At 61.1% G+C, this 25677-nt stretch carries 23 protein-coding genes; 13 read left to right on the top strand and 10 right to left on the bottom strand.

The window, feature by feature from the left end:
- Positions 1-6 precede the first annotated feature (6 nt).
- From N3C12_10850 to N3C12_10860, 3 genes are all read right to left on the bottom strand, one after another.
- Positions 7-156 (bottom strand): hypothetical protein, encoded by a 150-nt coding sequence (locus N3C12_10850; GenBank protein ID MCX8072936.1) that lies wholly within the window; start codon positions 154-156, stop codon positions 7-9.
- Between the two features lie 197 nt (positions 157-353).
- On the bottom strand, positions 354-803 hold the full coding sequence (locus N3C12_10855) for a hypothetical protein (GenBank protein ID MCX8072937.1): 450 nt from the start codon (positions 801-803) through the stop codon (positions 354-356).
- Between the two features lie 1456 nt (positions 804-2259).
- The gene (locus N3C12_10860) at positions 2260-3576 is read right to left on the bottom strand and encodes an acyl-CoA dehydrogenase family protein (protein ID MCX8072938.1); all 1317 of its coding nucleotides are present in this window, start codon (positions 3574-3576) and stop codon (positions 2260-2262) included.
- 125 nt (positions 3577-3701) lie between these two features.
- Between N3C12_10860 and N3C12_10865 the strand changes: the two genes are divergently transcribed.
- From N3C12_10865 to N3C12_10890, 6 genes are all read left to right on the top strand, one after another.
- Positions 3702-4859 (top strand): acyl-CoA dehydrogenase family protein, encoded by a 1158-nt coding sequence (locus N3C12_10865; protein ID MCX8072939.1) that lies wholly within the window; start codon positions 3702-3704, stop codon positions 4857-4859.
- Between the two features lie 11 nt (positions 4860-4870).
- Positions 4871-6466, top strand: coding sequence for an acyl-CoA carboxylase subunit beta (locus tag N3C12_10870; protein ID MCX8072940.1), 1596 nt, complete (start codon positions 4871-4873; stop codon positions 6464-6466).
- 15 nt (positions 6467-6481) lie between these two features.
- Positions 6482-8470, top strand: coding sequence for a biotin/lipoyl-binding protein (locus N3C12_10875; GenBank protein ID MCX8072941.1), 1989 nt, complete (start codon positions 6482-6484; stop codon positions 8468-8470).
- 22 nt (positions 8471-8492) lie between these two features.
- Complete coding sequence (locus N3C12_10880) at positions 8493-9248, top strand: enoyl-CoA hydratase-related protein (GenBank protein MCX8072942.1); 756 nt, start codon at positions 8493-8495, stop codon at positions 9246-9248.
- A 154-nt stretch (positions 9249-9402) separates the two neighbouring features.
- Positions 9403-10707 carry a carbohydrate porin gene (locus tag N3C12_10885; protein MCX8072943.1) on the top strand — a complete coding sequence of 435 codons (1305 nt, stop codon included), beginning with the start codon at positions 9403-9405 and terminating at the stop codon, positions 10705-10707.
- Positions 10708-10879: 172 nt separating this feature from the next.
- Positions 10880-11848, top strand: a complete 969-nt coding sequence (locus N3C12_10890; GenBank protein MCX8072944.1) for a diiron oxygenase — start codon at positions 10880-10882, stop codon at positions 11846-11848.
- Between the two features lie 118 nt (positions 11849-11966).
- On the opposite strand, the gene N3C12_10895 is transcribed toward N3C12_10890, so the two are convergent.
- Complete coding sequence (locus tag N3C12_10895) at positions 11967-12524, bottom strand: response regulator (GenBank protein ID MCX8072945.1); 558 nt, start codon at positions 12522-12524, stop codon at positions 11967-11969.
- Positions 12521-13873: an ATP-binding protein gene (locus N3C12_10900; GenBank protein ID MCX8072946.1), complete on the bottom strand. Its 1353-nt coding sequence runs from the start codon at positions 13871-13873 to the stop codon at positions 12521-12523. Before N3C12_10900 ends, N3C12_10895 begins: the two co-directional genes overlap by 4 nt.
- Here N3C12_10900 and N3C12_10905 point away from each other — a divergent pair.
- Positions 13872-15023 carry a hypothetical protein gene (locus tag N3C12_10905; protein MCX8072947.1) on the top strand — a complete coding sequence of 384 codons (1152 nt, stop codon included), beginning with the start codon at positions 13872-13874 and terminating at the stop codon, positions 15021-15023. The genes N3C12_10900 and N3C12_10905 overlap by 2 nt on opposite strands.
- Positions 15011-15568, top strand: coding sequence for a TlpA family protein disulfide reductase (locus N3C12_10910; GenBank protein ID MCX8072948.1), 558 nt, complete (start codon positions 15011-15013; stop codon positions 15566-15568). The genes N3C12_10905 and N3C12_10910 overlap by 13 nt, the downstream gene beginning before the upstream one ends.
- Here N3C12_10910 and N3C12_10915 read toward each other — a convergent pair.
- Together N3C12_10915 and N3C12_10920 are read right to left on the bottom strand one after the other, a co-directional pair.
- On the bottom strand, positions 15565-16671 hold the full coding sequence (locus N3C12_10915) for a hemolysin family protein (protein MCX8072949.1): 1107 nt from the start codon (positions 16669-16671) through the stop codon (positions 15565-15567). The genes N3C12_10910 and N3C12_10915 overlap by 4 nt on opposite strands.
- A gap of 66 nt (positions 16672-16737) precedes the next feature.
- Complete coding sequence (locus tag N3C12_10920; protein MCX8072950.1) at positions 16738-17334, bottom strand: DUF3365 domain-containing protein; 597 nt, start codon at positions 17332-17334, stop codon at positions 16738-16740.
- Positions 17335-17477: 143 nt separating this feature from the next.
- Here N3C12_10920 and N3C12_10925 point away from each other — a divergent pair, with 143 nt between their 5' ends.
- From N3C12_10925 to N3C12_10945, 5 genes are all read left to right on the top strand, one after another.
- A complete protein-coding gene (locus N3C12_10925; protein ID MCX8072951.1) occupies positions 17478-17915 on the top strand; it encodes a hypothetical protein in 438 nt (145 codons plus the stop codon).
- A gap of 633 nt (positions 17916-18548) precedes the next feature.
- Positions 18549-20105, top strand: coding sequence for a hypothetical protein (locus N3C12_10930; protein ID MCX8072952.1), 1557 nt, complete (start codon positions 18549-18551; stop codon positions 20103-20105).
- A gap of 12 nt (positions 20106-20117) precedes the next feature.
- Positions 20118-21242 (top strand): metal ABC transporter substrate-binding protein, encoded by a 1125-nt coding sequence (locus N3C12_10935; protein MCX8072953.1) that lies wholly within the window; start codon positions 20118-20120, stop codon positions 21240-21242.
- Entirely contained in the window at positions 21239-22000 is a 762-nt protein-coding gene (locus N3C12_10940; protein MCX8072954.1) for an ABC transporter ATP-binding protein, read from the top strand. The genes N3C12_10935 and N3C12_10940 overlap by 4 nt, the downstream gene beginning before the upstream one ends.
- The gene (locus N3C12_10945; GenBank protein ID MCX8072955.1) at positions 21997-22842 is read left to right on the top strand and encodes a metal ABC transporter permease; all 846 of its coding nucleotides are present in this window, start codon (positions 21997-21999) and stop codon (positions 22840-22842) included. The genes N3C12_10940 and N3C12_10945 overlap by 4 nt, the downstream gene beginning before the upstream one ends.
- A gap of 197 nt (positions 22843-23039) precedes the next feature.
- On the opposite strand, the gene groL is transcribed toward N3C12_10945, so the two are convergent.
- The 3 genes from groL to N3C12_10960 form a co-directional block, all read right to left on the bottom strand.
- Positions 23040-24662, bottom strand: a complete 1623-nt coding sequence (gene groL, locus N3C12_10950) for a chaperonin GroEL (protein ID MCX8072956.1) — start codon at positions 24660-24662, stop codon at positions 23040-23042.
- A gap of 32 nt (positions 24663-24694) precedes the next feature.
- Positions 24695-24988 (bottom strand): co-chaperone GroES, encoded by a 294-nt coding sequence (groES, locus tag N3C12_10955; GenBank protein MCX8072957.1) that lies wholly within the window; start codon positions 24986-24988, stop codon positions 24695-24697.
- Between the two features lie 182 nt (positions 24989-25170).
- Entirely contained in the window at positions 25171-25623 is a 453-nt protein-coding gene (locus N3C12_10960; GenBank protein ID MCX8072958.1) for an Hsp20/alpha crystallin family protein, read from the bottom strand.
- Between the last annotated feature and the right edge of the window lie 54 nt (positions 25624-25677).

A 25677-nucleotide genomic window follows, 5' to 3' on the forward strand; every position in this document is an offset into this window, starting at 1 on the left:
AGCTCGTCATGGACCATGTCCGAGCGGAAGTACAAAACGCGGCGACGCTCGCCCATGCGGAAAGCGCGGATGAAATTCGGCGGAGAGGTCGAGGCGCTGCCCGGACAGCGTGAGAACGAACAACTTCGCCTTGATCGTTGGCAATCCGCGCGGCATGCTCCCTCGTCGCAGGAGGCAAGCGATGCAGATCTCGATAGCACGCCCCCCAGCTTTCGGGCCCACCAGCTTAGGTTCTCCTGCGGCGAGCGGGAATTGACAGCAACAGTACGCTGTTCACTCGCGAACAGCGCATTCCTCCATGGGCTGTTACTCGAAGGACAGAGCATAGTCGAACACGAGGCGGAAGTTCTTGGTCAGCAGATCATTGGCCACCGCTTGCAGTTGCCGATTGGCCTACACTCCTCCCGTCGCTTCCTTGTCTGAAAACCTCCCCCCCCACTCAGCGAGAGCGTTACCATGTTGGCGGTAAGCCATTCGTCCTTGTTTGCTTCTCTCACCCTAAACGTTACCGCCAGGATCGCTTCTGGCCCGGGTGCCGGAATAATGAGCACATAATTTTCTGGCGAGGCCTGGCTTAAACCACCGATCTTGGAAGCGCTGAAGAACAATCCCCGCGCCCCCGAGTATCGAGAACGCAGGATCTCGACGGTCTCATCGAGCTTGGATCCGAGGAAGTTGTGCACGTCCACCGCCCCGCCCGAAGCCTTGTCGGCACCTACGTGCCGTGAAAGCGCCGTACCTGTGAGCAATGATGTAAGCAGTACAGCGATAACGAAATGCAAACCAGCAGGATTACACGCCATGAGATGGATGCCTGACGCTCGGATTCCGCCAAATGTGAATATACTGCGGCGGTGCAAGCGGATTCGCGAACGGACCGTGGATTCCTTGAAGACACAGCGTTGGCCCCCCCACCATGGAGGCTTCGGGCCGGGATACGGTCTAAGGTTGAAGTTCGTTGCGCCGTGGGTGGGATCTATGCCGTGTTCGCGCAAGGCAAGTACTCGGGCCACGACTGAGCGAATCGACGTGAGCGTCCGCTATTCAGCTGGGCATGCATTCGATGGCAAGGACGACGACCCCGTACGTGCACACTTTGGCCGTAGACGTTCCCAGGTTTCGTCGGCATTCATGATCGTGCTCGCCATATCAGCACGCGCGGCATCGATTCCTCGTCCCGACAATGAGCGCCTTTCTTTGAAGCCGATGTTGACCAACTGCCGATCGTTAAGCGGACTTGCCTCAACCGTTTCCAGCTCCGAGTGAGCCCAGCACGTTTCGTCCGAGATGCCCTCCTCCCCTTGCCCTGCGGCTGGCTGACCCATGCGCGAGCGCCTGGAGAACGACGCGTACGCACTGGTGGCCAGTTGTAGCGCGCTGGCGGCGGGGGTGGGTCAAGTGGGAAGTTCGGACGGCAGCCATTGATGCTACTCTCCCGCGGCGATGCGGACTGGAGGCAACGCGCGCGTGGTGTTGGACTGGCGTGACGACGCAGCGGCCGCATGCGCGAGCACGAGGCAACACCGCGAGCCCGCGGCACGCGCTGCTGCGACCGTGCCCGTGAGGATTCTCGCCCAGTCACCGTCCAGCACCCACGGCGTCGCTCTATGCCCGGAGCTGGATTGGTTGTCCATCGCTAAACCGCGCGGGGGCCCTGCTGGACCCGACCGCAGCGTTACCACTCCCCATCTGCACCACGGGTTCGCATGTCCGCCGCTCACATGCCCCTACTCGTTGGCGTGTGGTTCCTCGACCACCTCCACGGACGGGCCGGGGGCTTTGCAACGGATGTGTGCGGGCGGTGTAAATAAGGTGTGGGAGGCACGGCGCGAGGCGGCAGGGAACCTAACTGAGCTGTGTAGCGCCGCGGCTGGGGGCGTCGTCCGGGATGAACACACAGCACACTGAGCTGTCGTTCAGGACTCCCGGAGCGACGCAGGTGTTCGCTTGCGCTACTCTCAGGGATTTTGGGGGCCTTCTCGCGCTGCCTTCCGACGCAACGAGGCCTCCCACCTGGAGGCGACCCTAGCGGCTGTGGCGCGCAAACCCTCTCAAGGCCATGCCGAAGCGGACTGGTGGCCCTTCGGGCCGAGGGCAACCGCAGGGCGTACACGTACGAGTGCCAGAGCGGCCCTGTAGCGCCCTTTGCGCCACAACGACTCTCGGGCGGCGGCCGAGCGCCCGCCGACGCGACCGCTATCGGTAACCCGACCGCACCAGTGGTCCCAGGCGAGTTGCCACCTTCTTTGCGGCGGCTGCCTACGCTTTTGTCTCGCTCCGCGAGCTCCGAGCTCGAGATGGGAGGCCGAGGTGTTGCCGTGCTGCCTCGAGCTGTGTGGGTAAAAATTCAGGCGGCCACGGACCCGGGTACGGCTTGTGTTGCTTAAGAACTTGGCGGGCAACCGTCAGTTTGTGCACTTCCGTCGGCCCATCGGCAATGCCCATCACCGGCACCGCAACCCACCAACGCATCAACGGCAGCTCGTTCGAGCACCCGAGCGCACCGTGGAGCTGCACCGCTCTACGGATGACGTCGTGCAAGACCTCAGCCATCTGAATTTTTGCCGCAGCAATGTACAGCCGAGCCTGCTCGCGGTGGCCTTGATCGATGTGCCAGGCGGCGTATAGGACGAGTAGCCGAAACTGTTCGAGTTGCACGAACGAATCGGCAATCATTTGTTGCACCAACTGCTTGCTGGCCAGCGGCTCTCCCTGTACCTGGCGGCTAAGGGCCCGCTCGCACATCATTTGGAGCGCCTTTTTAGCCATGGCCACAGTGCGCATGGCGTGATGAATACGCCCGCCGCCCAGCCGCGTCTGGGCAATGGCGAAGCCCTCTCCTTCCGGCCCCAGCAAGTGGTCGGCAGGTACCCGACAGTCTTCGAAGTGAATGAGACAATGGTGACCGGCGCCGAGGGTTTCGGTCCCTAGTCCGATGCGACGCACAATGTTCAACCCGGGGGTGTCGCGCGGTACCAAAAACATGGAGGCGCCGCGGTGCACGGGCACGTCCGGATTAGTGATCGCCATCACGATCAAGAACTCCGCAAGGTCGGCGTGCGAGGCAAAGTACTTCTCGCCACTCAGGACCCAGTGGTCGCCGTCACGGAACGCCCGGCAACGAAAGCCTCTCGGATCGCTTCCGCCCTGGGGTTCCGTCATGGCGAAACAGGATACGATGTCGCCCGCCAGTAGCGGTTCCAAGTAGCGGCGCTTTTGCGCCTCGGTGCCGTAGGCCGCCAAGATTTCCGCGTTGCCCGAATCCGGCGCTTGGCAACCAAAAATGGTCGGTGCCCACTGCGAGCGCCCGAGGATTTCGTTCATCAGCGCAAGCTTTACCTGCCCGTAACCCGGTCCACCAAGTTCCGGCCCCAAGTGGCACGCCCACAGCCCTTGGCGTTTGACCTCCTCTTTCATTGGCTGCGTCAGCGCTCGCAACGTGGGATCCCGCCGGTCGTAGGGGGCGGCCGGGTCGGGAAACGCTACATCGAGCGGCTCCACGCGCTCGCGCACAAAGGCATCCATCCAATCCAACTTCTGCTGGAATTCCGGCTCCGTGCAAAAGTCCCAAGCCATGGGCGAAGACCTCCTCGGCTGGGGCGTTCCTCAGGGGCCACGGAAAGTCAATGCAGGCGAAGCCTGAGGAGTGTTTCCCAAACGTTGGCGCTTCGTTAGAAGGTCACGCCACGGAGGTGACGACCGTGACATACGAACCAGGGGAAGACATCTACGGCAGCCCAGAGCATCGCGCGTTCCGGGAGACCGTGCGCCGCTTCGTACAAACGGAACTCGTCCCCCGCGCCCGCGAATTCGACAAGATGGGGCGGATTGACAAGTCCCTCTACCGCAAAATGGGCGAGTTGGGTTTTCTCGGAATCCGCTACGATCCGCGCTACGGTGGGCTCGGCCTCGACTATTCTTACCAGGCCATCTTTCTCGAAGAGATCGCTCTGTGCGACAACGCTGGGGTAGCCATGGGCATCTCGGTGCAAACGGACATGGCCACCCCGGCACTGCACCGCTTTGGCAGCGAAGAACTCAAGCAAAAGTACCTCGTGCCGGCGATCCGCGGAGAGATGGTGGCCGCCATCGCGGTTACGGAACCAGGCGCGGGTTCCGACGTTGCGCGCATCCAAACCCGTGCGGTGCGTGACGGCGATTATTGGGTCATCAATGGCTCCAAGATGTACATCACCAACGCCGCCACGGCCGATTGGCTCTGCGTGCTTGCCGTGACCGACCCGGAAGCCAAATACAACGGCTTTACCCAAATTATCGTGCCCACGGATACGCCCGGCTTTAGCTACAAGCTGCTCGACAAGATCGGGAACATCGGCTCGGATACAGGCCTGCTCTTCTTCGACGACGTGCGGGTTCCGATCACGAACACCATTGGCGACCCGCAGCGCGGGTTCCAGCAACAGATGATGCAATTTCAGGACGAGCGCATGGTCCCTGTGGTCATGGCGCCGGTGCAAGCGAAGCAGTTGTGGGAGATCACCCTACAGCATTGCCAGGAACGCGTGGTGTTCGGAAAGCCGCTCGCCAAGCATCAAGTGAACCAGCACAAATTTGTCGACATGCTTATCCAAATCACCGCCGCGCAGGAGTTTTCGCACCGCTGCATTCGCCTCATGATGCGCGGCGTCGATGCCACGCGCGACATCTCCATGGCGAAGGTGTTCAACAGCAACATGCTGCAGTACGTGGCCACCACCTGCGTGCAGCTTTTCGGAGGCGCGGGATATTGTTGGGAAAACCCTGCGGCGCGGGCGTTCGTGGACTCTCGCTTGCTCACGATCGGTGGTGGGGCCGACGAGGTCATGAAACAAATCGTGGCCAAAATGCTGCAAATCTGAGTCCGAGTGCCATGCCAGTGCTGTCGACGCGGATCGACCCAAAGTCCGCCACCTTTCGCGCTAATTACGAGGCGATGCTGGAGCAGGTTCGCTACCTGCAAGAGCAGCTTGCGCTCGCTCGTGCGGGTGGCGGTGACAAGTACGTTGCCCGCCATCGGGAACGGGGCAAGCTCCTGCCGCGCGAGCGCATCGAGTTGCTGCTCGATCCTGACGCTCCGTTTCTCGAGCTTTCGCCGCTGGCCGCGTGGGGCACGGAATATACCGTGGGCGGCGGCGTCGTCACGGGCGTCGGGGTCGTGCAGGGAGTCGAGTGCGTGATTGTCGCAAACGACCCCACCGTGAAGGGTGGCGCGGTGAACCCGTACGGCCTGGAGAAGAGTTTGCGGGCTTTAGAAATCTCGGCGAAGAACCGCCTGCCCTTGATTCACCTCACCGAGTCCGCTGGGGCTGACTTGCCCGTGCAGTCAAAGATTTTCGTGCCCGGCGGAAAAACCTTCCGAGAAATCACCCGCCGTTCGGCAGAGCGCGTGCCGACCATTTGCATTGTGTTCGGTAGTTCCACTGCGGGTGGAGCTTATGTCCCAGGCATGTCCGACTATGTGGTGATGGTCAAAGGCCAAGCCAAGGTGTTTCTCGGCGGGCCGCCGCTCGTGAAAATGGCAACCAACGAAGATGCAGATGAGGAAAGCCTCGGAGGTGCGGAGATGCATAGCCGCGTCTCCGGAGTGTCCGACTACCTCGCCGAAGACGAACGCGATGCGATTCGCATCGCCCGTGAAATTGTGGCGCACCTGAACTGGCGGAAACTCGGGCAGGCGCGCACGCGAGCGGTGGAAGAGCCGCGGTACGATCCGGAAGAACTTTTGGGCATTCCTTCTGTGGACTTACGGAAGCCGTTCGAGGTCCGCGAAGTCATCGCTCGGATCGTCGATGGCTCTTACTTCGAGGAGTTCAAGACCAACTACGGCACCACACTTGTGTGTGGGTGGGCGCACTTGCACGGCTACCCATTAGGAATTCTTGCCAACAACGGGATCCTCTTCTCCGACTCGTCGCAAAAGGCTGCCCAGTTCATCCAACTCTGCAACAAAATCGACGTGCCGATTTTGTTCTTGCAAAACATCACCGGCTACATGGTCGGGGTGCAGTACGAGCAAGGCGGAATCATCAAAGACGGCGCCAAGATGATCAACGCCGTGGCCAACTCGACGGTGCCGATGTTCACGGTCATGATCGGCAGCTCGTACGGAGCGGGCAATTACGGAATGTGCGGGCGAGCGTACGATCCGCGCTTTTTGTTTACCTGGCCCAACCACCGGATCGCAGTCATGGGACCGGAACAGCTCGCTGGTGTGATGTCCATCGTCCGCCGGCAAGCCGCTGAGCGCGCCGGGCAGCCCTACAACGAGGAGCAGGATCGCACAATCCGGCAAATGGTTGTGCAACAAATCGAGCAGGAGTCGCACGCCTTTTACGCCACGGCGCGTTTGTGGGACGATGGCATTATCGACCCGCGAGAAACCCGCACCGTGCTCGGCATTGCCATCAGCGCCGCGTTCAACAACGTGGTCAAAGGAAGCGACTCCTTCGGGGTCTTTCGCATGTAAGTGGGGAGGTTGAGAGTGTCTCGATTTCATAAGGTTCTGGTTGCGAACCGTGGCGAAATTGCCCGGCGGATTTTTCGCGCTTGCCGCGAGCTCGGGCTGCAAACGGTTGCTTTGTATGCCGACCCCGATCGCGAAGCTCCGTTCGTCCGCGAGGCCGACGAGGCGGTTGCGCTAGGCGCCCCGGTGACTGGGCAAGGCTTCTTAGCAATCGAGTCGATCATTGCTGCGGCTCGTCGCACCGGTGCAGATGCGGTGCACCCGGGGTACGGGTTCCTGGCGGAGAACGCTGACTTTGCCCAGGCGTGTCAAGATGCTGGGCTGGTCTTCGTCGGGCCCCCGCCCGCGGCCATACGTGCGATGGGCACCAAGGTCGAGGCCAAGCAAATTGCCGTCGACGTCGGTGTTCCCGTGATTCCCGGGTTCGCTACTCGGGGACTCAGTGAGCAAGAAATTTTGCACCGTGCCCGCGACATCGGTTTCCCGATTCTGGTGAAGGCCTCGGCCGGCGGCGGGGGGAAGGGCATGCGTCTGGTCGAGCGGCCGGAAGATCTCGAGTCCTCGCTAGCGGCGGCCAGCCGCGAAGCACGAAGCGCGTTTGGTGACCCTGCCCTGCTGGTTGAGCGCTACATCGAAAATCCGCGCCACATCGAGATCCAGGTGCTCGCCGACGAGCACGGCAATGTCGTGCACTTGTTCGAGCGCGAGTGCTCCATTCAACGTCGTTACCAGAAGATTTTCGAGGAAGCGCCGTCGCCCTTCGTCAACGATGTGCTGCGCGAACGCATGGGGCACGCGGCGGTGACACTGGCCAAGGCCATTGGTTACGTCAATGCGGGCACGGTGGAATTTGTCGTCGACCCCCATGGTGCCTTTTATTTCCTCGAGATGAACACACGCCTGCAGGTGGAACATCCGGTGACCGAAGAAGTCACCGGGCTCGATCTGGTGCGCCTGCAATTGGAGATCGCCCAAGGCCTCCCCTTGCCGTTTGCCCAGGAAGACCTCGGCTTGCACGGCCATGCGATTGAAGCACGGCTCTATGCAGAAGACCCCTGGCACGATTTTCTCCCCTCCACGGGCACGATCGCCTGCTGGGAGCCCGCGCCCATTCCCGGCGTTCGTTACGAAAGCGGGGTGGAGACGGGGTCGGCAGTGACGATTTTCTACGACCCGATGCTCGCCAAAATCATTGCTCGCGGTTCGAGCCGCGCCGAAGCGATCCGACGCCTGCAGCGGGCTCTCGAACAACTGCGGGTTCATGGCGTGGCGTCCAACCGGGAGTTCCTCCTTCGTGTGCTGCGGCACGCGGAATTTCAGGCCGGCCGGTTCGATACGCATTTTATCGCCCGCCACCCCGAACTGCTGAGTCCGCCCGACTGGAAACAAGTCGGCACCGTTCACGCGCTAGCCGCCGCACTTTGGGACCAGCACCGCCGCCGGCGCGAGGCCTCGGTGCTCCCCTCGATTCCCTCCGGCTGGCGCAACAATCCGAGCCAGCGGCAGTGGTCGGAGTACCGCTGTGGAGACGACGTATTCCGGGTGGAGTACCGCTTTGTCAAGGGCGACCAATTCGAGGGCATGGTAAATGGCGAAACCCATAAAGGCCATTTGTTGGCCGCGGACGAGAACGGCATGGCTGTGGAGATCGACGGTATCCGCCGCCGCTATCGCCTCACCGCGGCAGGAAGCATGCGCTACGTCGACAGTGTGTTGGGGAGTTCGGCATTGGAAGAGCTACCGCGTTTCCCATTGCCCGAAGCGGAGACCCTGCGCGGGGGTTGCACGGCACCGATGCCGGGGCGGATCGTCGCCGTGCGTGTCGAGCCGGGCCAACATGTCGAACGCGGCCAAGTGCTGGTTGTGCTCGAGGCCATGAAGATGGAGCACGAAGTCGTCGCCCCGTATCCCGGACGCGTCGAGGAGGTTCGCGTGGAGGCCGGGCAACAAGTGGAGGCTGGAGCTGTGCTCGTGGTGATCGAGGAACAAGAGACGAGCGGCCAGTAAGCCGCAGCGAAGGGGACCAAAAATGGAGCCGGTAAACTACACCGCAACCCAAGGTGTGGCGAGGATTACCCTACAGCGCCCCGAGCGACGGAACGCGTTGAACGAGGAGATGATCGAGGGGTTGTTGGCGGCGTTTCGTCGAGCAATCGACGATGCGGCGGTGCGCATGATCGTTCTTGGCGCGGCTGGGGATACGTTTTGTGCTGGAGCAGATCTCAAAAGCGGTGGCGTCCAACAGCGCGCCGGAGAACAGCCTTTCGTAACGTTGCTGCGCACCATGTGGCACTGCCCGAAACCCATCGTCGGACAAATCGCGGGATCTGCCTATGGGGGTGGCCTAGGCCTGATTGCGGCTTGCGACCTCACCGTTGCCGCGCGCGAGGCGCAATTTGCCTTTAGCGAGGTGCGGGTAGGAGTCGTTCCGGCGATGATCTCTGTGGTTGTCCTGCCCAAGATCGGCATTCAAAACGCGATGTGGCTGTTCCTCACTGCGGAGCGCTTCTCAGCCGAGCACGCTTGCGAAATCGGCTTGATTCATCGCGTGCGCCCGCGCGGCGAGCTCGAGGCTGCGGTGGAAGAGATTTTGGAGGCACTTCGCCTGGCCGGCCCGCAAGCGTTGCAGCATGCGAAGGAGTTGGTCCGCCAGGTACCCCACATGTCGATGGATGAAGCCTTCCGCTTCACCAGCGAGCTGATCGGCCAATTGTTCTCTTCTGCAGAAGCGTTGGAAGGCATGCGGGCGTTCGCGGAGAAGCGGAAGCCAAGCTGGGCCTTGTGATGCGAGCCGGACGGCAAACTCGGCGAACCCGCGACACGCGCGGGGGCGAAGTTGCCGCTGTCATGGCAGCGGCCGCGCCTCCCTTGCGGCTGCCGAGCCTGCACGACTGAGGTTCAAGCAACGGATGGTGGGCGTGTGCTCTCGCAGGTGGGCGGTGGCTACGCTCAGCGGCGTTCTCTGCTTCGGCATGCCAGGCTCGAGCGACGCGGAGGAAACGGACCAGCGCTGGCAGGTTCATGCCCAGACCACCTACATTTTCCAAGCCAAACCCGGTTTCTCCGCATCGTACTCCGGGCCGAACAGTTTATCGCCGCGGTACGAGGACAGTTACTCTTGGACCATCACCGCCATGCTTGGCCTCAGGCTCTGGCAAGGGGCTGCTCTGTACTTCAATCCCGAAGCTGCCCAAGGTGTGCCCCTCTCACGCCTAACCGGGCTCGGCGGTTTTACCAATGGGGAGATTTCTCGGACTGCGGGGCCGCGGCTGACACTGTATCGAGCGCGCCTCTATATGCAGCAATACATCGCTTTAGACCGCAGCAGCGAAACGGTAGAGGAAACCGAAAACCAATTGCGGCTCGGGACTGCTTCGCGTCGCCTTGTGCTGACGGCCGGCAACCTCTCGCTGCTCGACCTCTTCGACAACAATAGCGTGGCCCACGACCCGCGCACCGACTTTCTCAACTGGGCATTCATGACGTACGCCGCTTATGACTACGCGGCGGACGCCCGCGGCTATTCCTGGGGTGCCGTTGCAGAACTGTACTGGGACAACTGGGCGGTTCGACTGGGTCGGTTCGCGCAACCGAAGCAACCCAACCAGCTTCCGTTAGATTCGCGCATTTTTCGCCACTTTGGGGATCAACTCGAGATCGAGCGTAGATACACGCTCGCCAACTATGGTGGGGCTTTACGGTTGCTCGCGATGCGAAATCGCGCTCGTATGGCGCGCTATCTCGATGCGTTGCGGGCAGCCGAACGCGACGGCGGGACGCCGTCCCTAGACCGTGTGCGGACTGATACACACGACAAGCTCGGCGTGGGGCTCTCCCTCGAGCAAACACTTCCCGCCGACCTTCGCCTATTTGCACGCGGATTTTGGGCGGATGGGGCAACGGAAACCTATGCATTCACAGAGGCCGATCGGAGTCTCGCGGCTGGCCTCGTTATGTCGGGTTCCTGGTGGGGGCGAAGCCTCGACCGAATCGGCTACGCCGCCGGGGTCAATTGGCTGTCCCCTTCGCACCGCCGTTATCTGGAAAGAGGCGGGCGGGGTTTTTTCCTGGGTGACGGGGGGCTCGACTATCGGCCAGAAGCCATCACCGAGGTGTTTTATGCCGTGCCGCTTCTTCCAATCCTGGAACTCACGCTCGACTTCCAGCACATCTGGAATCCGGGCTACAACGCGGCGCGTGGCCCCGTGCAAGTGTGGTCTACCCGCGTGCACGTTCTTCTGTGACAAAGGGGGGCGCTTCCCGGCCCACGAGAACTGGCCGGACCGCGGCGTGGCCACCCGCGCAGCGATCGGTAGCCAAGGACGCGGAGCTCTTACCGGCTCGCTTGACGGTTTGTCTTGCCTCCTATATGACGCCGTGCGTCACGTTAGCGCCACAAGTGCAAGGAGGGCAACCATGCAAAGGGCTTACGCACAGTCCGTCCAAGCCACCAAGCGCGAGAGCAACGAGCAGGCCTTTGCCGTACTGGTCGACCGCCTGGCGCGCCAATCGGTTGCGAAACACTACGACGCGTTCACGGACGTGCCCTGGGATGACCAGGAGTATGCCATCCGAGATGACGACCCGCGGTGGTCTCTGAACCCGATGGAGCCGCTCGGAGCCACTTCGTGGTACCGCAGCTTACCTGTGGAGGTCCGGGCTCGGATTGGCCTCCATCACTATGCATCGCTGATGAAGATCGGCATCGAATTCGAGAACGTGCTGCAGCGGGGCCTACTCGAGTTCGCCCTGACTCTGCCTCCAAGGGCCCCGGAGTTCCGCTACCTGCACCATGAAGTAATCGAAGAATCGCAGCACTCGCTCATGTTCCACGAGTTCATTCGTCGCACGGGTCTGCCGGTCCAAGGTATGCCCAAGCCGCTGCTGTTGGCCTCGCGGTTCGTGGTGCGGCTGGCACGCCGGTTTCCCGAGCTCTTCTTCTTTTTCGTGCTGGGCGGCGAAGAGCCCATTGACTACGTACAACGGGCCTTGCTGCGGGAGGCCGACGCCGTCCATCCTTTGCTCCGCCGGATCATGCAAATCCACGTCACCGAGGAAGCGCGGCATGTGTGCTTTGCCCGTGCCTTCTTGCGCTTGCACGTGCCGCAACTGCCGTACCACCGCCGGGTGCTGCTTTCCTTACGCGTACCGCTCCTGCTGGGACAAATGGCGCAACTGATGCTGCAGCCTTCGCGACAACTGGCACTCACATACGGGATCCCACGTCAGGTCCTGCGAGAAGCTTACTGGGACAACCCCGTGCATCGCGCTCGTTTGGCTGCGTCCGTAAAAAAGGTGCACGACCTTTGCGCCGAGTTGGGCTTATTGAATCCCAGCTCGAGCTGGTTGTGGGCCAAGGTCGGCATTGGCGGAGCAGTGGTTTAGCGGAAATCGTCTGAACCCGGTGAGCGTCCCCTTCACGAGGCAGACATCACTGGCGGTTGGCGAAAACCCACCGGCGGCGCAGCGCGAGGTATGGGACAGCCCTCGCGGCCAAGCGGCGTCACTGACGCGGCGGGTACTTGCGCAATTTGCGTTGTAGGGAGCGGCGATGGATTCCCAAGCGGCGGGCAGCCTCGGAGATGTTGCCACCGCAGTCGGTCAACACCCGGTTGATATGCTCCCACTCTGCACGAGCCAGCGAAGGCGCAGTATACTCGGGGCTGACCTCCAATGGCGGCGCCTCCGCCCGGGCGAAAGCCGCCAGGATGTCGTCAGCGTCAGCAGGTTTGCTCACGTAATACGCCGCGCCTAAGCGCACCGCCTCGATCGCCGTTGCGATGCTGCCATAGCCGGTCAGCACGAGGATACGGATCGTCGGGTCGAGCGCGTGGAGGTCGCGCGTGAGTTCCAACCCCGAGCGCCCAGGCATCTTGAGATCCACCACCGCCATGTCCGGCCCTTCCTGTCGAGCCACTGCCATAGCCTCGTCGTAGTTTGCAGCAGTGATCACCTCGTATCCACGCTGCCGAAATGCTCGTGCCAAGCGCTCGCGAAAAACCTCGTCGTCATCGACAATCAGTAGTGCTCTGCGTTCCGTGGTCGGCTCCGAAGCAGTCATGCCGTTTCCCTCGCATGCAAGCCCTGCCCCTTTGCTGGCGGATCGTTGCGCATTTGCAAGGCGGCTTTTTGTCGCACCCCGACAGGCACCAAGATGCGCGCAGTCGTACCCCGGCCCTCCTCTGACTCCAGTTCCAATTGTCCGCCCATCTGCTCGACCAACGTGCGGGTGAGGAACAAGCCAAGGCCGATCCCTTCACCGGGCGGCTTCGTCGTGAAAAACGGCTCCCCTGCCCGCGCGAGTACCTCAGCGGGCATCCCATGACCGTGATCGCGCACCTCGATCCGGAGCAAACCGTCGACCGTGTGGATCCGCACCTGGATCGGGCAACCCTCGCGGGATGCTTGCCGCGCATTGCGCAGCAAGTTCGCAATGGCCCGGGACAATGCTTGCCGGGCAATGGGGATCCGCTGCGCCGTGTCCGCGCCGTGAACCTCCACTGCGATCTTCGCTCCTTGAGTCGCTCCACCTTCTTCAATCGCGGCAGCGAACTCGGCAAGGGATACCATCTCCATGTTCTCGCCAAAGCCCTGTCCCGCCTCGCTGGCCATTTGTTGAAGAATGGTCTGGCAACGCCGCACCTGCTGTCGGATCAAGCGGATGTCCGCAGCAGCCTCCTCGGGTGCATCCCGCAATGCCTTCTCCAGCTCGCGCGCTGCCACCGCAATTGTGGAGAGAGGAGTTCCCAATTCGTGAGCCGCGCCCGCCGCCATCGTTGCAAGCGCCGCAAACCGCGCCTGGCGTGCGGCAAGATCGCGGGCTGCGGCCAACTCGCGCTCTCGCTGCGCTAAGGCTTCACGAACACGTTGCACGAAGTAGACGATGAATACTGCGCTGATCCCGAAGGCAACGTACATGCCTTGCAAGTGGAGCCACAAGTGGTCGTGGTGAGCTGCGGGTGGAGTGAAACCTGGCCAGGGCGGGAGGACAAACAAGAGGCCGAAGCCGATGAGCCCCAGTGCGGTCAATCCCCAAGCGGCAAGTTGCCGTAAGGTCACGGCCGCAAGCGCAATGTGAACCAAATACAGAAAGCTAAACGGGTTTACCGGCCCACCCGTCATGTGCAAGAGCGCGGTCAGTAAGACCATATCAACCGCGAGCACGCTGACGAGCCACCACTCGTTGACCGGCCGGCGTCTCGCAAACCAGGTACACAAGAGGTTACTTGCTGCTTCCACTCCAAAGACGATGCCGAGCGCCACCCAGGGCAGTGCCATCGACAACAGTGCCTCGATTCCGGTGACCACCAGCAATTGCCCCGTAAGGGCCAACCAGCGGAGGCGAGCCAACCACAAAAGCTGAATATTTTCCGGCCCCAATGCCGGTGTCCCTCCAAACTCAGACCTCATGGACCCTGATACACTAACCTTAGCGATTCAAGCCGGCGAGATTCCCGATCCGTTGGCGACAATTCGCCGCATCGACGCGCGAGCAGCCCTTGCTATGGCAACACTCGCAATGTCACACCACGCGTTGTCTTTCGGGCGCGCGATCTGCGCTCTATGCCCTCTGCTCCTCGCAACCCTCAACCCGCCTGCTCCGAGCCAAGCTTGTGACATTTGCGCAATTTATACGGCAACCGAACTGCAAGAAGGTCGGACAGGCCCCCGCATCGGGGTTGCCGAGCAATTCACTCACTTTGGCACCCTGCAACAGGATGGAGAACGCATCCCGAATCCTAACGAGGAGTGTCTGGATAGCTCCATCACCCAACTGCTGGTAAGTTTTGGCTGGACATCCCGGTTCCTGTTGCAGCTCAACACACCAGTTATCCATCGTGGCTTCCAGCGCGGCACTGAGGCGGGGACGGAACGGGGCACCGAAAGCGGTGTCGGCGACATATCCGTGCACGCGATTGCTACAGTGTTCCACACTGTCAATGAAACCAGCGTGCATCGACTTTCCTGCTCGCTCGGCGTCAAGCTGCCCACGGGAAGTCCCGAGCGGTTAAAGGAGGAGCTCGCCGACACACCCGACCATGTGGAGCCCGAGGTTCCACCTGTCTTTCGGTCAGTGACACTCCGTCCCCGGCACAGCACCACAGGCGCGCTCAGCGGGATCCACGGCCACGATCTTGCATTGGGGACAGGGTCCACGGACGTCATCCTCGGCGCACAGTGGCTGGGAACCTATCGACGTTTTTACGGCACGGCGTCGCTCCAATACTTTATCCGCACCGTTGGGTCATACGGGTACAGGTATTCGAACGAAACCATTCTCTCCGGAGGTCCAGGTCTCTTCCTCCTCACGCGCCACGACACCACCCTTGGTTTCCAATCGTTGTTGACGCTGGACACGAAAGGCACCGACTCTCTCAACGGAGAGCGGGTGGGCGATACGGGCGCAACGTTCCTCTACGCGGGGCCTGCGCTACACTGGACTTGGAGGAGTTCCTTGAGTGCGGATTTCGCACTCGACATTCCCGCGGTACGGAACAACACGGCGGTACAAATCGTCCCTGATTTCCGCTTGCGTGGAGGGGTCGTGTGGCGCTTCTGAACACTAGGGCCAAATTCAGACATGGGCGGGCACTCATCCTGCTTCTTTGCCTCTCGCTTGGCTCCTGCCCGGCACGCGCCACCGGTATCAGCGCAGGGACGCCCTTTCCCAAGGTCACGTTGCTCGACGCCGCCGGGCAACGCTCCTCACTGGAACTTCCGCGACCTGGCGTGGCCTTGATTCAAGTTTGGGCGACGTGGTGCGCTCCCTGCCACGAATCGATCCCGACTCTGCTCCGGAGCCTGGGATCGGACCCCGACGTGTCGAAGGTTAAAATAATCCTATGGAATATCGACAGCGACACCGCTCGGGCACGCGCGTTTCTTGAGGAACGGGTGGGCGACCTGACAAAAGTAGAGTTGCGATTCGATCCAGGGGGAGAGCAGTTCCTCCGCCTCGCCGCACCAGGAATGCCTGTCATATTTATAGTGGCTGACGGCGTCGTGCGCGCGGCCTTCTCCGGATATCAGCCAGGCACTGCCGCTGAAGTCATGCCTGCACTCAAGCAAGCGTTAGAACAAGCTGCCGGGATACCTTCTCGCTAGCTTGCCGTTCGCGAGGTACTGCTTGTGCCCGCAGCGCGCTGCGGCGGGTACACGAGCACCGTGACGATCCGCCGTCCTTGCACGCGCTCGACCACGAACCGAACTCCCTCGAGCTCGACGGATGTTCCCACTTCTGGGATCCGCCCTGCCAAACCGAACACCAGGCCTCCGACGGTGTTCCAACTCGCATGCGGTAGTTCGACTCCGAGGAGTTCGTTGAGATCCACAATCGGCAGGCTCGCCTGGACCCGATACGACCCATCCGGCAGCGGTACGATTTCCGGAGCCTCGTGGTCGAACTCGTCGGCGATCTGACCTACGAGTTCCTCGATCAAGTCTTCCAAGCTGACCACACCGCTCACCGATCCATACTCGTCGCTCACGACTGCCAAGTGAAACCCGCCTTGCTGCATTTCCTGCAAAAGCTCAGACAGCGGCTTGGTCTCGGGAACGAACTGTGCTGGGCGGGCGATCTCTTTCACCGGTCGATCACCTTCGCCGCGCATGAGCGCGGCGAGTAGGTCCTTCACATGAACGACGCCCTCGGTCCCGTCCAAATCCCACTCAAAAACCGGCGCACGAGACACTCCGTGCTCGAGCATGATCGTCGCCGCACGAGATATCGAGGCATCGGCTGGTACACCAATGACGTCGGGTCGCGGAACCATGACCTCGCGGACCACCCGGTGAGACAAGCGTGGGGGAGGGTTGGGAAATTTCGCGTCGACCGCAGTTGCAGCTCTTTCCCCGTCGCTTTGTTCTGCCGCGCCCGTCGCGGTCGGAAACACACTGGGAACGAGCCGCATCCACAGGTGGCCCACGGATGCGAGCAACTTCGGCTCGTCCGCATTGCCCGTTTCGGCGAGTAAAGCGAGCAGCCGCAGCGCCAGGAGTGGGCTTAGGAGCAACAGCAGGAGGCTGCCGAGCAAGCTGAACACCCAGTTTTCAACCCAAGCCTGCAGAATGACTGCCGCGGCCACCGCTAGGGTTCCACACGCAAAGCCAAGCGCTGCCGCCGCACCGACGTGCCAATAAAAGCGCTGTCCGGTGTTCGTCAATGCTGTTCGTTCCGTGGCCACCTCGTTCCCAACTTCGTGGGCCATCGGCAGCTTCGATTCCTTTCTCGCGACGGACCCGCCCTCCCATGGTCGGCTGCGGGCACGTACTCCTTATTTTGCCTTCTTGACCTCGGCCCACATGAATCCGCGAAACTCGCCCTCGCGAAAACCGACGGCGCGATCCTGAGGGTACAACTCCGCCAAAGTCTCTCGCAATTCGGGAGTGAATGCTCGAGGATCACCGTGGCACACGAGACACATGCCGCCGGTCGCAATCGGTCGCAACACCCCGATCTTGTCCCCCATGTCGACCACCGCCCCTTGCACCTCACTTGCTGGCTTTCCGGCGGCTTTTTCCAAGTAGGGGACGATCCAAGCACGCGGGGCGTTGACCGGATTGCGCAGGCGGTGACTCGTGCGCCCCAACTCGATGTTCTGTTCGCGCGCAACGGTATCCGTGATCTCTTGCGCAGCAGCCCGACACACCCTTACCGCGCCAACCGCTCCTCCCTCCTGGAGGGCGGCGAGCAGACGGGTTTGTAGGTTTTGCTGCAGCAAGTTCATCGCCCGCTCCGCCGTGCGTACTTCGGGCCGGATGTCTCGAACGCCATTCGCCTGCGCGCGAGCGAGCTGCCAGGCATCGCCAATAGGGACAACCGCAGCTACGACCGCCAGGGCCCACATTGCTCCTGCAAGTGTTTTCCTCATCCTTACTTCTCCTTTGAAATTCCTTGACTTGGTAGCCCGCGACCTGTCGTGCACAACCACGGAGCCGGTGCGATCGTTTTCGCCAATATTTTTGAAGCACCGGCAATCACAGGCGTCTTAAGCTGCACTGTCTGGAGGTGCCAATGGAACGAGTGCTGGTGCTGGTGGATGACAACGTCAACGCGCGCGTCGTCTGTGAGGTGCTGCTGGACTCCAGGGGCGAAACATGCAGGACTTGCGGTTGCGACCATCTGCGGGACTGCTGCTTTCTCTTCCAGCACGGTCGAGTTGTCCTGCTGGATGTGAAGCTCGAAGATGAAGCAGCGCGCGACAACTTGCACGACGCGATCCAAGACCTCATTCGCGCCGCGGCTGACCCGATCCGTGTGGTCGTAGTCACTGAAGAAACATCGCGGCTAGTGCGCTCCGGCTTGAGTGAGGTTGCGGATGTGGTTTTGCACCCGGCAAATGTCGGTGCCCAACTCCTCACGAAGCTAGACAACCTGCAAAACCAACGAAGCGCTTGGCCATTCACCAACCAAGTCTTCACCCCAACCGAGGGCCGGTCCAGAGCGACATAGGGCGTTTCCTTTTCATCTCTTCAGTCCTCCTTGGCGCTAAGCACGCGCCCGGCTCGGCCTGCGATGCGTGTGCGCGTGTGCGTGCCCGCGCCCTTGCCCGGTAGAGGTCCCGCCGCTAACCGAAGGCGCCATGTCCGACCGTGCAACAGGCCATTTCAAGCTGTTGCGGTTTCCCTCGTACCGAAAGCGGTTGGGCTTGTTTCTAGCAGCTGTCTTTACCTTGCAAGCACTATCGCTGCTGTTCCACGGGCTGGTGCACACTAAAAGAGGTTGCGGGAAATCGCCGGCAGCAGACGAAGTGTGGGCAGCAAGCTGCGGCAGCACGAGCAACACTAGCCAGGTTTCGCACGACCCGTTTAGCTGCGCCGCATGCCGTGCCGCACAAGATTCGGGGCGCTCCAGTTTCGGGCCGATCGTTCTCGTTTCCCTGCCAAATGCGGAGAGGTCTTCCGCGGTCGACGCGACAACCGCACCAGCGGCGCCTGAGCCCCCCCGGCTTGCAGCGCCCCGAGCTCCTCCGTTGCGAGCTGATCTCGCGTAAGTTCTGAGAACCGAGGTCAGTGCAGGCCCTCGTCGCTTCTTGGATCAAGAGGCGATGGGGGGCTGTCTAATCGCTCACAATAGGAGGTCAGTATGCAATGCGGGTCCTTATCCAAACGCCCGCGGTTTGCTCTTGCGAAGGCGTATTTGGTCACGGCCACCCTAAGCGTAGCTTGGGGGCTCGGCGCACCAGGCATCGCACAGAGCCAAGATCGAGTCCTCGAACGCCTGCAGCGCGAGACCGAGCAGTTGCGGCAAGGACACGAAGAGCAGGCGAAACGGCTCAAGGCACTCGAGCAGGAACTGCGTGGTTTGCAAGAAAATCAGAGGGCTACGACGAAGGACGCAGCCGCGCAGGCATTAGACCGAGCTCTCAGCGAAACAGCACCATCGTCTCCCTTGCCAGGCGCGGGGGCCACCTCGGTTTGGTCGACGACGATCGGTGGAACACCGTTGCGGCTGCTCGACCTGTCGCTCGACGCCATGGTAGCCGCAGGGGCATCCACCGCGACCGATGCAGAACTCGAAGGTGGGCTGCAAGCTGGGGGGCATGACCCGATCCGCAGGGGTTTTACACTGCAACAGGCAGAGCTGTCGCTGATCGGCGCCGTCGACCCATATTTCGTTGGCGAAGCCCACGTGCTGTTCTCGAGCCACGGTGCAGAACTCGAAGAAGCATTTCTCACCACCACGAGCCTCCCTTGGGGTCTCCAGGTCGAGGCTGGTCACATGTTGACCGAATATGGTCTCCTGAATCCGCTCCACCCCCATGCGTGGGACTGGATCGATCAACCCGTCATTTTGTCACGCCTGCTCGGTCCCGAAGGTTTACGCTCGCCCGGGGTTCGAGTCGGCTGGTTAAGTCCTCTGCCCTGGTTTTCCGAGGTGCATCTCGGGGCACAAAATGCCAACGAAGGTGAAACTACGGCCAGTTTCCTCACATCGGAGCCCGTCGGGGGAAGGCCTGCCACGCGGCTGAGCACTCGTTCGTTGGCAGACCTACTTTACCTTGTGCGCTGGCAAAACTTCTGGAACGTCACCCCGTCGGGCGGGTTGCTGTTGGGTGCCAACATCCTCCATGGGCCAAACTCCACGGGAAGTGATGGCACCACCTGGATCTACGGGGCCGACTTCAAATACCGCTGGCGTGCGGAAAACAATTTTCGCGGGTGGCCTTTCTTCTTGCTTCAGGGGGAAGTTCACAAACGAGACTTCACTGCAGCCTACTACTTGCCAGCGAGCGAAGCTGGGGCACACACCGTAGCCCTTCACGGCTTTGTTCCTCGCCACAGCGATGGGAGCGCGGACATCCCGACCCCGCTCCCCGAAGTCCCGTTACCCGGAGCAATCCTTCGCGACGTAGGTTTTTACGCCCAAGGCCTTTACGGATTTCGTTATGGATGGGCCGCGGGGCTCCGCTTAGAGTTTGCCAGCGGCAAAGGGCAAAGCCTTGCCGGACGCGCCTTGGACCCTTTGAGGAGTGACCGCTGGCGTCTTTCGCCGTTACTTGTGTGGCTCCCCACGGAGTACTCGCGCCTGCGGCTCCAGTACAACTACGACCGAGCCCAGTTTCTGCCGGACCGTGACGCCCATACCGTCTGGCTCAGTGCCGAAATTCTCTACGGCCGCCATCCTACGCATAAGTACTGAAAGGAGTTCGCCATGGTCGTGTTCAACGATTTGCCAACCACAGAGGTTGCCAGTCCACCATCGCCAAACCGTGGGTTCTCCGTGGGTGTGCCTGGGCAACTCCTCGCCCTGGGGTTACTGCTGTGTGCTGCGGCCGCACAATCTTTGGCGCAAGAGAGCCTCAAGGTCGTGACCTCGCTTTCCGACTTTGCAAGCATCGCCCGCCACGTGGGAGGACCATCCGTGGAAGTTTCCTCGCTTACAAAAGGCGGTGAGGATCCGCACTTTGTCGAGGCGAAGCCAAGTTTCGTCAAACTCTTAGCCGCTGCCGACATCCTGGTCGTTGCAGGCATGGATTTGGAAGTGGGCTATCTACCGTTGCTGCTGAACAACGCGCGCAACGCTCGTGTCCTCCCTGGTCAAGCCGGCTACGTCGACTGCTCCGTCAACATCGAAAAACTTGAGGTGCCAGCTGGTCCAGTAGATCGCTCCATGGGAGATGTTCATCCCTACGGGAATCCCCATTACTGGCTGGACCCCATCAACGGCGTCCACATCGCCTGGCGGCTTGCTGCAGTGTTCGCGCAGTTACGGCCGGAGCAGCGCTCGCTGTTCGAGCAAAATGCCGCTCAGTTCCAGCAGCAAATTTACACACACTTGGCCGGAGAGGTGCTGGCATCGAAATACGACGTGGGCAAACTCGCACTGCTGCAACATCGCGGACAACTTCTTTCCTTTCTCGACACCCAGGGCGACCGTGAGTTTCTGGCCGGTTGGTGGGGCATGCTGCTCCCAAACGCACCGATCCGAGCGGTGGACGATCACAATCTTTGGCCCTACTTTGCTCGCCGTTTTGGCATCGCCATCATCGGTCACATGGAGCCGAAGCCGGGGATTCCCCCGACCACCACGCAACTTCAGCTGTTGGTAACGCTGATGCACCGGGAACACGTCCGCTTGATCTTTTCAGCACCTTACTACGATCCGCGCCACGCGCGGTTTCTCGCCGAGGCAACCGGAGCAACGATTGTTCCCCTGGCGCATCTGACTGGTAGCCGTCCCGGAACTGAGGACTACATCGAGATGATCGAGTACAACGTGAGGGCGGTGAAAACTGCCTTTGAAGCGGCGGCGAAAACTCCCGGAGACTCGCGGTGAGAGAATCGGCAAACTCGCTCCCTCCTGCACTCCTCAGCTTGGTCGGAGTCACGGTCGGGTACGGACGAGAGCCCGTGCTTCGCGAGGTGAGTTTCACAATCCGGCAGGGAGAGTTCTGGTTCTTCCTCGGTGGAAACGGCGCGGGTAAAACTACTTTAGTGCGGTCCTTGCTGGGACTACTTGCTCCGCTGGCCGGCCGCATACAGACGCAGTCGAATGGCCCGATTTTTAAGACCGTGGGTTTCGTCCCTCAGCGGTGCGACCTAAATCAAAGCTTGCCCACCACCGTGCGCGAGTTCGTCGTTCTTGGCCTCGTTGGCCTCAACGTTCGGCGTCAAGAGCGTGCGCGTCGGCTCGCTTGGGCTCTCGAAACCATCGGTCTCCAAGGTCTCGAGCAGAAGAGCTACTGGGCCTTATCCGGTGGACAACGCCAACGTTGCCTGATCGCTCGGGCGCTTGTACGCAAGCCTCGCTTACTGATTTTGGACGAGCCCACAACCGGACTGGACCCCCGCGCCGAGCACGCCCTGTTTGAGACCTTGCGGCGGTTACACCAGCAGGAAGAGCGCACGATTGTCGTAGTGACCCATGACCTCGGCCTTGCCCTCCGCTACGCGACTCACGTTGCCCTTCTACACAACGGGCGTGTCGAAGCGGGACCTGTCGAGGCAGTGCTCACCCGCGAGCGGCTGCAAGACGTTTTTGGGGCCACGGCTGCGGCAGGATATTTCCGGCCGACGTTAGGACGCCACCCGTGATCCAATCGTTTATCGATTCTTGGCCTCTGTTCCAGAATACGTACATCACCGGCTGGTGCCTTGCTGGGCTCCTCGCCTTGGTTGGCGTGGCGATCGTGGCTCGAGATCAAATATTCCTAGGTCTGGCGGTTTCCCAGGCATCTCTTCTCGGAGTTGCCTTCGGCATGTGGCTCCTCGCAACCTGGCCGCATCTGCTCACCGTTGTCGCGGACGGGGAGTGGTGGCTCTCCCTGAGTGGCATGGCGTTCGCGATGCTCGCAGCCTTGGCCACAAGCCGCGCTCGCCGCCCAGGAAGGGACAGCCCTGAGGCCATCACCGGCTGGATTTACGCGTTCGCTGGCGGTCTTGCTGTGCTGGTTCTCTCCCGCAGCCCCCACGGTCTGGAGGAGATCCATCGACTGCTGTCGAGCACCATCATCGGAGCAACGCCGTCCGATGTGCTCGTCTTTGCGGCTCTGCTGGCCGCCACCGCGCTTGCAGCGGTGCGGTGGTACGAACCCATCACGCTGCTGGTCATGGATGCTGAAATGGCCGGCGCCGTCGGCATTTCCGTCCGCCGCTGGAACATTTGTCTTGCCCTGTGGGGGGCAATCATCATTGGACTGGCCATGCGTGTTTCGGGCCTGCTCTTCACGTTCGGCTGTCTCATCCTTCCGCCCCTCGTTGCCAAGAACAGTGTGCGCGAAGTTCGGTCGATGTTTTGGGTCGCACCACTCGTCGCCGTAGTCACGACCTTCTGCGCCTTCATTATCGCTAACCGTTACGATTTTCCTCCAGGACAAGTGGCGGTGGCGCTTCAAGGAGGGCTGCTTACCCTGAAGTGGGTCTTTCGCCGCGGCTAGGATGCCCTTGTCCGAATCAAAGCAACACGAACCTTTCTCGGGATGTTATCCTGACAAACCTTCAGTCGGCAGGGCAAACGGGGAGTGCCCGCTCCTTTAAAGCACGCCACCAGCCGAGGTCCTGGGCCCTGGATGAAAAAACGGGGCACGCTTTACGAAGCGTGCCCCGTCGAGCGCAGGATCGATCGCCACCCGGATTACATTTCGTCGTAGTTGGGCGTTGGCGGGGTCGGCGTCTTTTTCTCCTCCGGTTTCTCCGCCACCATGGCTTCCGTGGTGAGCAGCAGCCCGGCGACCGAAGCCGCGTTCTGTAGCGCCGTCCGCACTACCTTGGTCGGATCGATGATTCCGGCCTTCATCAAGTCTTCGAATTGCTCGGTTTGCGCGTTGAAGCCGAATGCACCCTTTCCTGCCCGAATTTTCTCGAGCACCACGGAGCCATCGTGGCCCGCGTTCATGGCAATGCGACGAGCCGGCTCCTCCATTGCCCGACGCACGATCTGCACGCCGACCTTCTCATCCTCGGGCACGTCAAGATCCTCCAAGGCGGCAGCAGCGCGAACCAGGGCCACCCCACCACCGGGCACGATTCCCTCTTCCACGGCTGCGCGAGTTGCATGCATCGCGTCTTCCACGCGAGCCTTTTTCTCCTTCATCTCCACCTCGGTGGCTGCCCCCACGCGAATCACGGCAACGCCGCCTACCAACTTCGCGAGCCGCTCTTGCAGCTTTTCCCGGTCGTAATCGGAGGTGGTTTCCTCGATTTGTGCTCGGATCTGCTTGATGCGGCCTTCGATATCTGCCTTCTTTCCGGCACCATCAATGATCGTAGTGTTATCCTTATCCACTACTACCCGCTTACAACGGCCGAGGTCCTGCAGCGTGACATTTTCGAGCTTGATCCCGAGTTCCTCGGCAATCATCTTGCCTCCGGTGAGGATCGCGATGTCTTGCAACATCGCCTTGCGACGATCGCCGAAACCGGGGGCCTTCACCGCACAGACCTGCAGGGTTCCGCGGATCTTGTTCACCACGAGCGTGGCTAACGCCTCGCCTTCGACATCCTCCGCAATAATCAGCAGCGGCTTACCCGCCTTGGCGATTTGCTCGAGCAGCGGGAGCAGGTCCTTCATCGAGCTGATCTTCTTTTCGTGGACCAGGATGTACGGATCCTCCAGAACCGCTTCCATGCGCTCGGGATCCGTGACGAAGTACGGCGAGAGATAGCCACGGTCAAACTGCATACCCTCGACGACCTCGAGGGTCGTGTCCAAGCTCTTCGCTTCCTCGACGGTAATGACCCCTTCCTTACCCACTTTATCCATCGCCTCGGCGATGATGTCGCCAATGGCTTTATCCCCGTTGGCCGACACCGTCGCCACCTGCGCAATCTCGTCGCGGCCTTTTGTGCTCTTTGACAGCGACTTGAGCTCGTCGACGGCTTTGGCCACTGCCTTATCGATCCCACGCTTGATCGTCATCGGGTCATGGCCAGCAGCGACCATCTTCGACCCCTCGATGAAAATCGAGCGGGCAAGCACGGTAGCAGTGGTAGTTCCGTCACCAGCGACATCCGAGGTCTTGGACGCCACTTCCTTAACCATCTGGGCGCCCATGTTCTCGAACTTGTCTTCAAGCTGAATCTCTTTGGCAACCGTAACGCCGTCCTTCGTTACCGTGGGGGCACCCCAGGACTTCTCGATCACCACATTGCGGCCCTTGGGGCCCAAGGTAACAGTGACAGCATCCGCAAGAATATTGACGCCGCGCATGATTTTGTGGCGCGCAGCTTCACCAAATCGGATTTCCTTCGCAGCCATACGTTCCTCCTCTACCCGTTCGATTGTTCAAATTATCCCTCGATAACGCCGAGCACGTCGTCCTCCCGAAGGATGAGGTGCTCTTCACCATCCAGCTTGATTTCCGTTCCCGCGTACTTCCCGAAGAGGATCCGATCCCCTGGCTTGACGCTCACGGGGATCGTCTTCCCGTCCTCCATCCGGCCAGGGCCTACCGCCACTACCTTTCCCTCCTGCGGCTTCTCTTTGGCGGTATCCGGGATGATAATTCCGCCCTTGGTCTTTTCCTCTTCCGTGATCCGCTTCACCAAAATACGGTCGTGTAGTGGACGAATCTTCACTGCCATTCTCTCCTCCTTCCAGCCTTTGCTTTCAGCGCTTGGCCGCTTGCGCGGCCAATTTGTTGCATTTGCTTCGTACTAGGCAAAATCTCCTAAACCCGCGAAATCTGACTTCGACTGGGTGAACACCAGCGCGCTCGGCACTGCCGAGCGCGCTTTACTATCCCACAGCGACCTGACCTAGCCGCTCAGTGGATCGTGATGGGAACCCGTTTGCTCACCAGCTCCCGCGGCGCCTTCATGGTGATTTCAAGCACCCCGTTGTGGTAGGTCGCTCGGACAGAATCTGCATCCACACCTGGGGGCAACGTTAAACTCCGTTCGAACCGCCCATACCGAACCTCGCGATAGAACCGGGTCGAACCGTTGCCTTCACGCATCTCCTTGCGCTCGCCCCGGATCGTCAGGCGGTCCCCCTCGACGCTCACCTCCACGTCCTTCGGGTCAACCCCAGGGAGGTCAGCACGGACGACGTACTCATCCCCTCGGACGAACGACTCTACCGCCGGCGCGAGCGGGCGCTCAAACGGCCGAACCCACCAGCGATCCTCCTCGCCGAAGAAACGGGCAAACAAATCATCAATCTCGTTGTGCAAGGCTGTCAGTTCGGCAAAGGGACGCCAAGGAGCTAAGGCCGTCATCGTCGCTTCACCTCCTTTCTGAAAAGGATTAGCCGCAACGCGGCGACCGCCCAA

The organism is Candidatus Binatia bacterium (assembly GCA_026415395.1).
Taxonomy (GTDB): domain Bacteria; phylum Desulfobacterota; class Binatia; order HRBIN30; family HRBIN30; genus HRBIN30.

What these genes read in the sequence shown, in the direction of transcription:
- N3C12_10850 (MCX8072936.1), bottom strand. Translation starts at nt 156, where the DNA reads ATGCCGCGCGGATTGCCAACGATCAAGGCGAAGTTGTTCGTTCTCACG.
- N3C12_10855 (MCX8072937.1), bottom strand. Translation starts at nt 803, where the DNA reads ATGGCGTGTAATCCTGCTGGTTTGCATTTCGTTATCGCTGTACTGCTT.
- N3C12_10860 (MCX8072938.1), bottom strand. Translation starts at nt 3,576, where the DNA reads ATGGCTTGGGACTTTTGCACGGAGCCGGAATTCCAGCAGAAGTTGGAT.
- N3C12_10870 (MCX8072940.1), top strand. Translation starts at nt 4,871, where the DNA reads ATGCCAGTGCTGTCGACGCGGATCGACCCAAAGTCCGCCACCTTTCGC.
- N3C12_10880 (MCX8072942.1), top strand. Translation starts at nt 8,493, where the DNA reads ATGGAGCCGGTAAACTACACCGCAACCCAAGGTGTGGCGAGGATTACC.
- N3C12_10890 (MCX8072944.1), top strand. Translation starts at nt 10,880, where the DNA reads ATGCAAAGGGCTTACGCACAGTCCGTCCAAGCCACCAAGCGCGAGAGC.
- N3C12_10895 (MCX8072945.1), bottom strand. Translation starts at nt 12,524, where the DNA reads ATGACTGCTTCGGAGCCGACCACGGAACGCAGAGCACTACTGATTGTC.
- N3C12_10905 (MCX8072947.1), top strand. Translation starts at nt 13,872, where the DNA reads ATGGACCCTGATACACTAACCTTAGCGATTCAAGCCGGCGAGATTCCC.
- N3C12_10900 (MCX8072946.1), bottom strand. Translation starts at nt 13,873, where the DNA reads ATGAGGTCTGAGTTTGGAGGGACACCGGCATTGGGGCCGGAAAATATT.
- N3C12_10915 (MCX8072949.1), bottom strand. Translation starts at nt 16,671, where the DNA reads ATGGCCCACGAAGTTGGGAACGAGGTGGCCACGGAACGAACAGCATTG.
- N3C12_10920 (MCX8072950.1), bottom strand. Translation starts at nt 17,334, where the DNA reads ATGAGGAAAACACTTGCAGGAGCAATGTGGGCCCTGGCGGTCGTAGCT.
- N3C12_10925 (MCX8072951.1), top strand. Translation starts at nt 17,478, where the DNA reads ATGGAACGAGTGCTGGTGCTGGTGGATGACAACGTCAACGCGCGCGTC.
- N3C12_10930 (MCX8072952.1), top strand. Translation starts at nt 18,549, where the DNA reads ATGCAATGCGGGTCCTTATCCAAACGCCCGCGGTTTGCTCTTGCGAAG.
- N3C12_10935 (MCX8072953.1), top strand. Translation starts at nt 20,118, where the DNA reads ATGGTCGTGTTCAACGATTTGCCAACCACAGAGGTTGCCAGTCCACCA.
- groL (MCX8072956.1), bottom strand. Translation starts at nt 24,662, where the DNA reads ATGGCTGCGAAGGAAATCCGATTTGGTGAAGCTGCGCGCCACAAAATC.
- groES (MCX8072957.1), bottom strand. Translation starts at nt 24,988, where the DNA reads ATGGCAGTGAAGATTCGTCCACTACACGACCGTATTTTGGTGAAGCGG.
- N3C12_10960 (MCX8072958.1), bottom strand. Translation starts at nt 25,623, where the DNA reads ATGACGGCCTTAGCTCCTTGGCGTCCCTTTGCCGAACTGACAGCCTTG.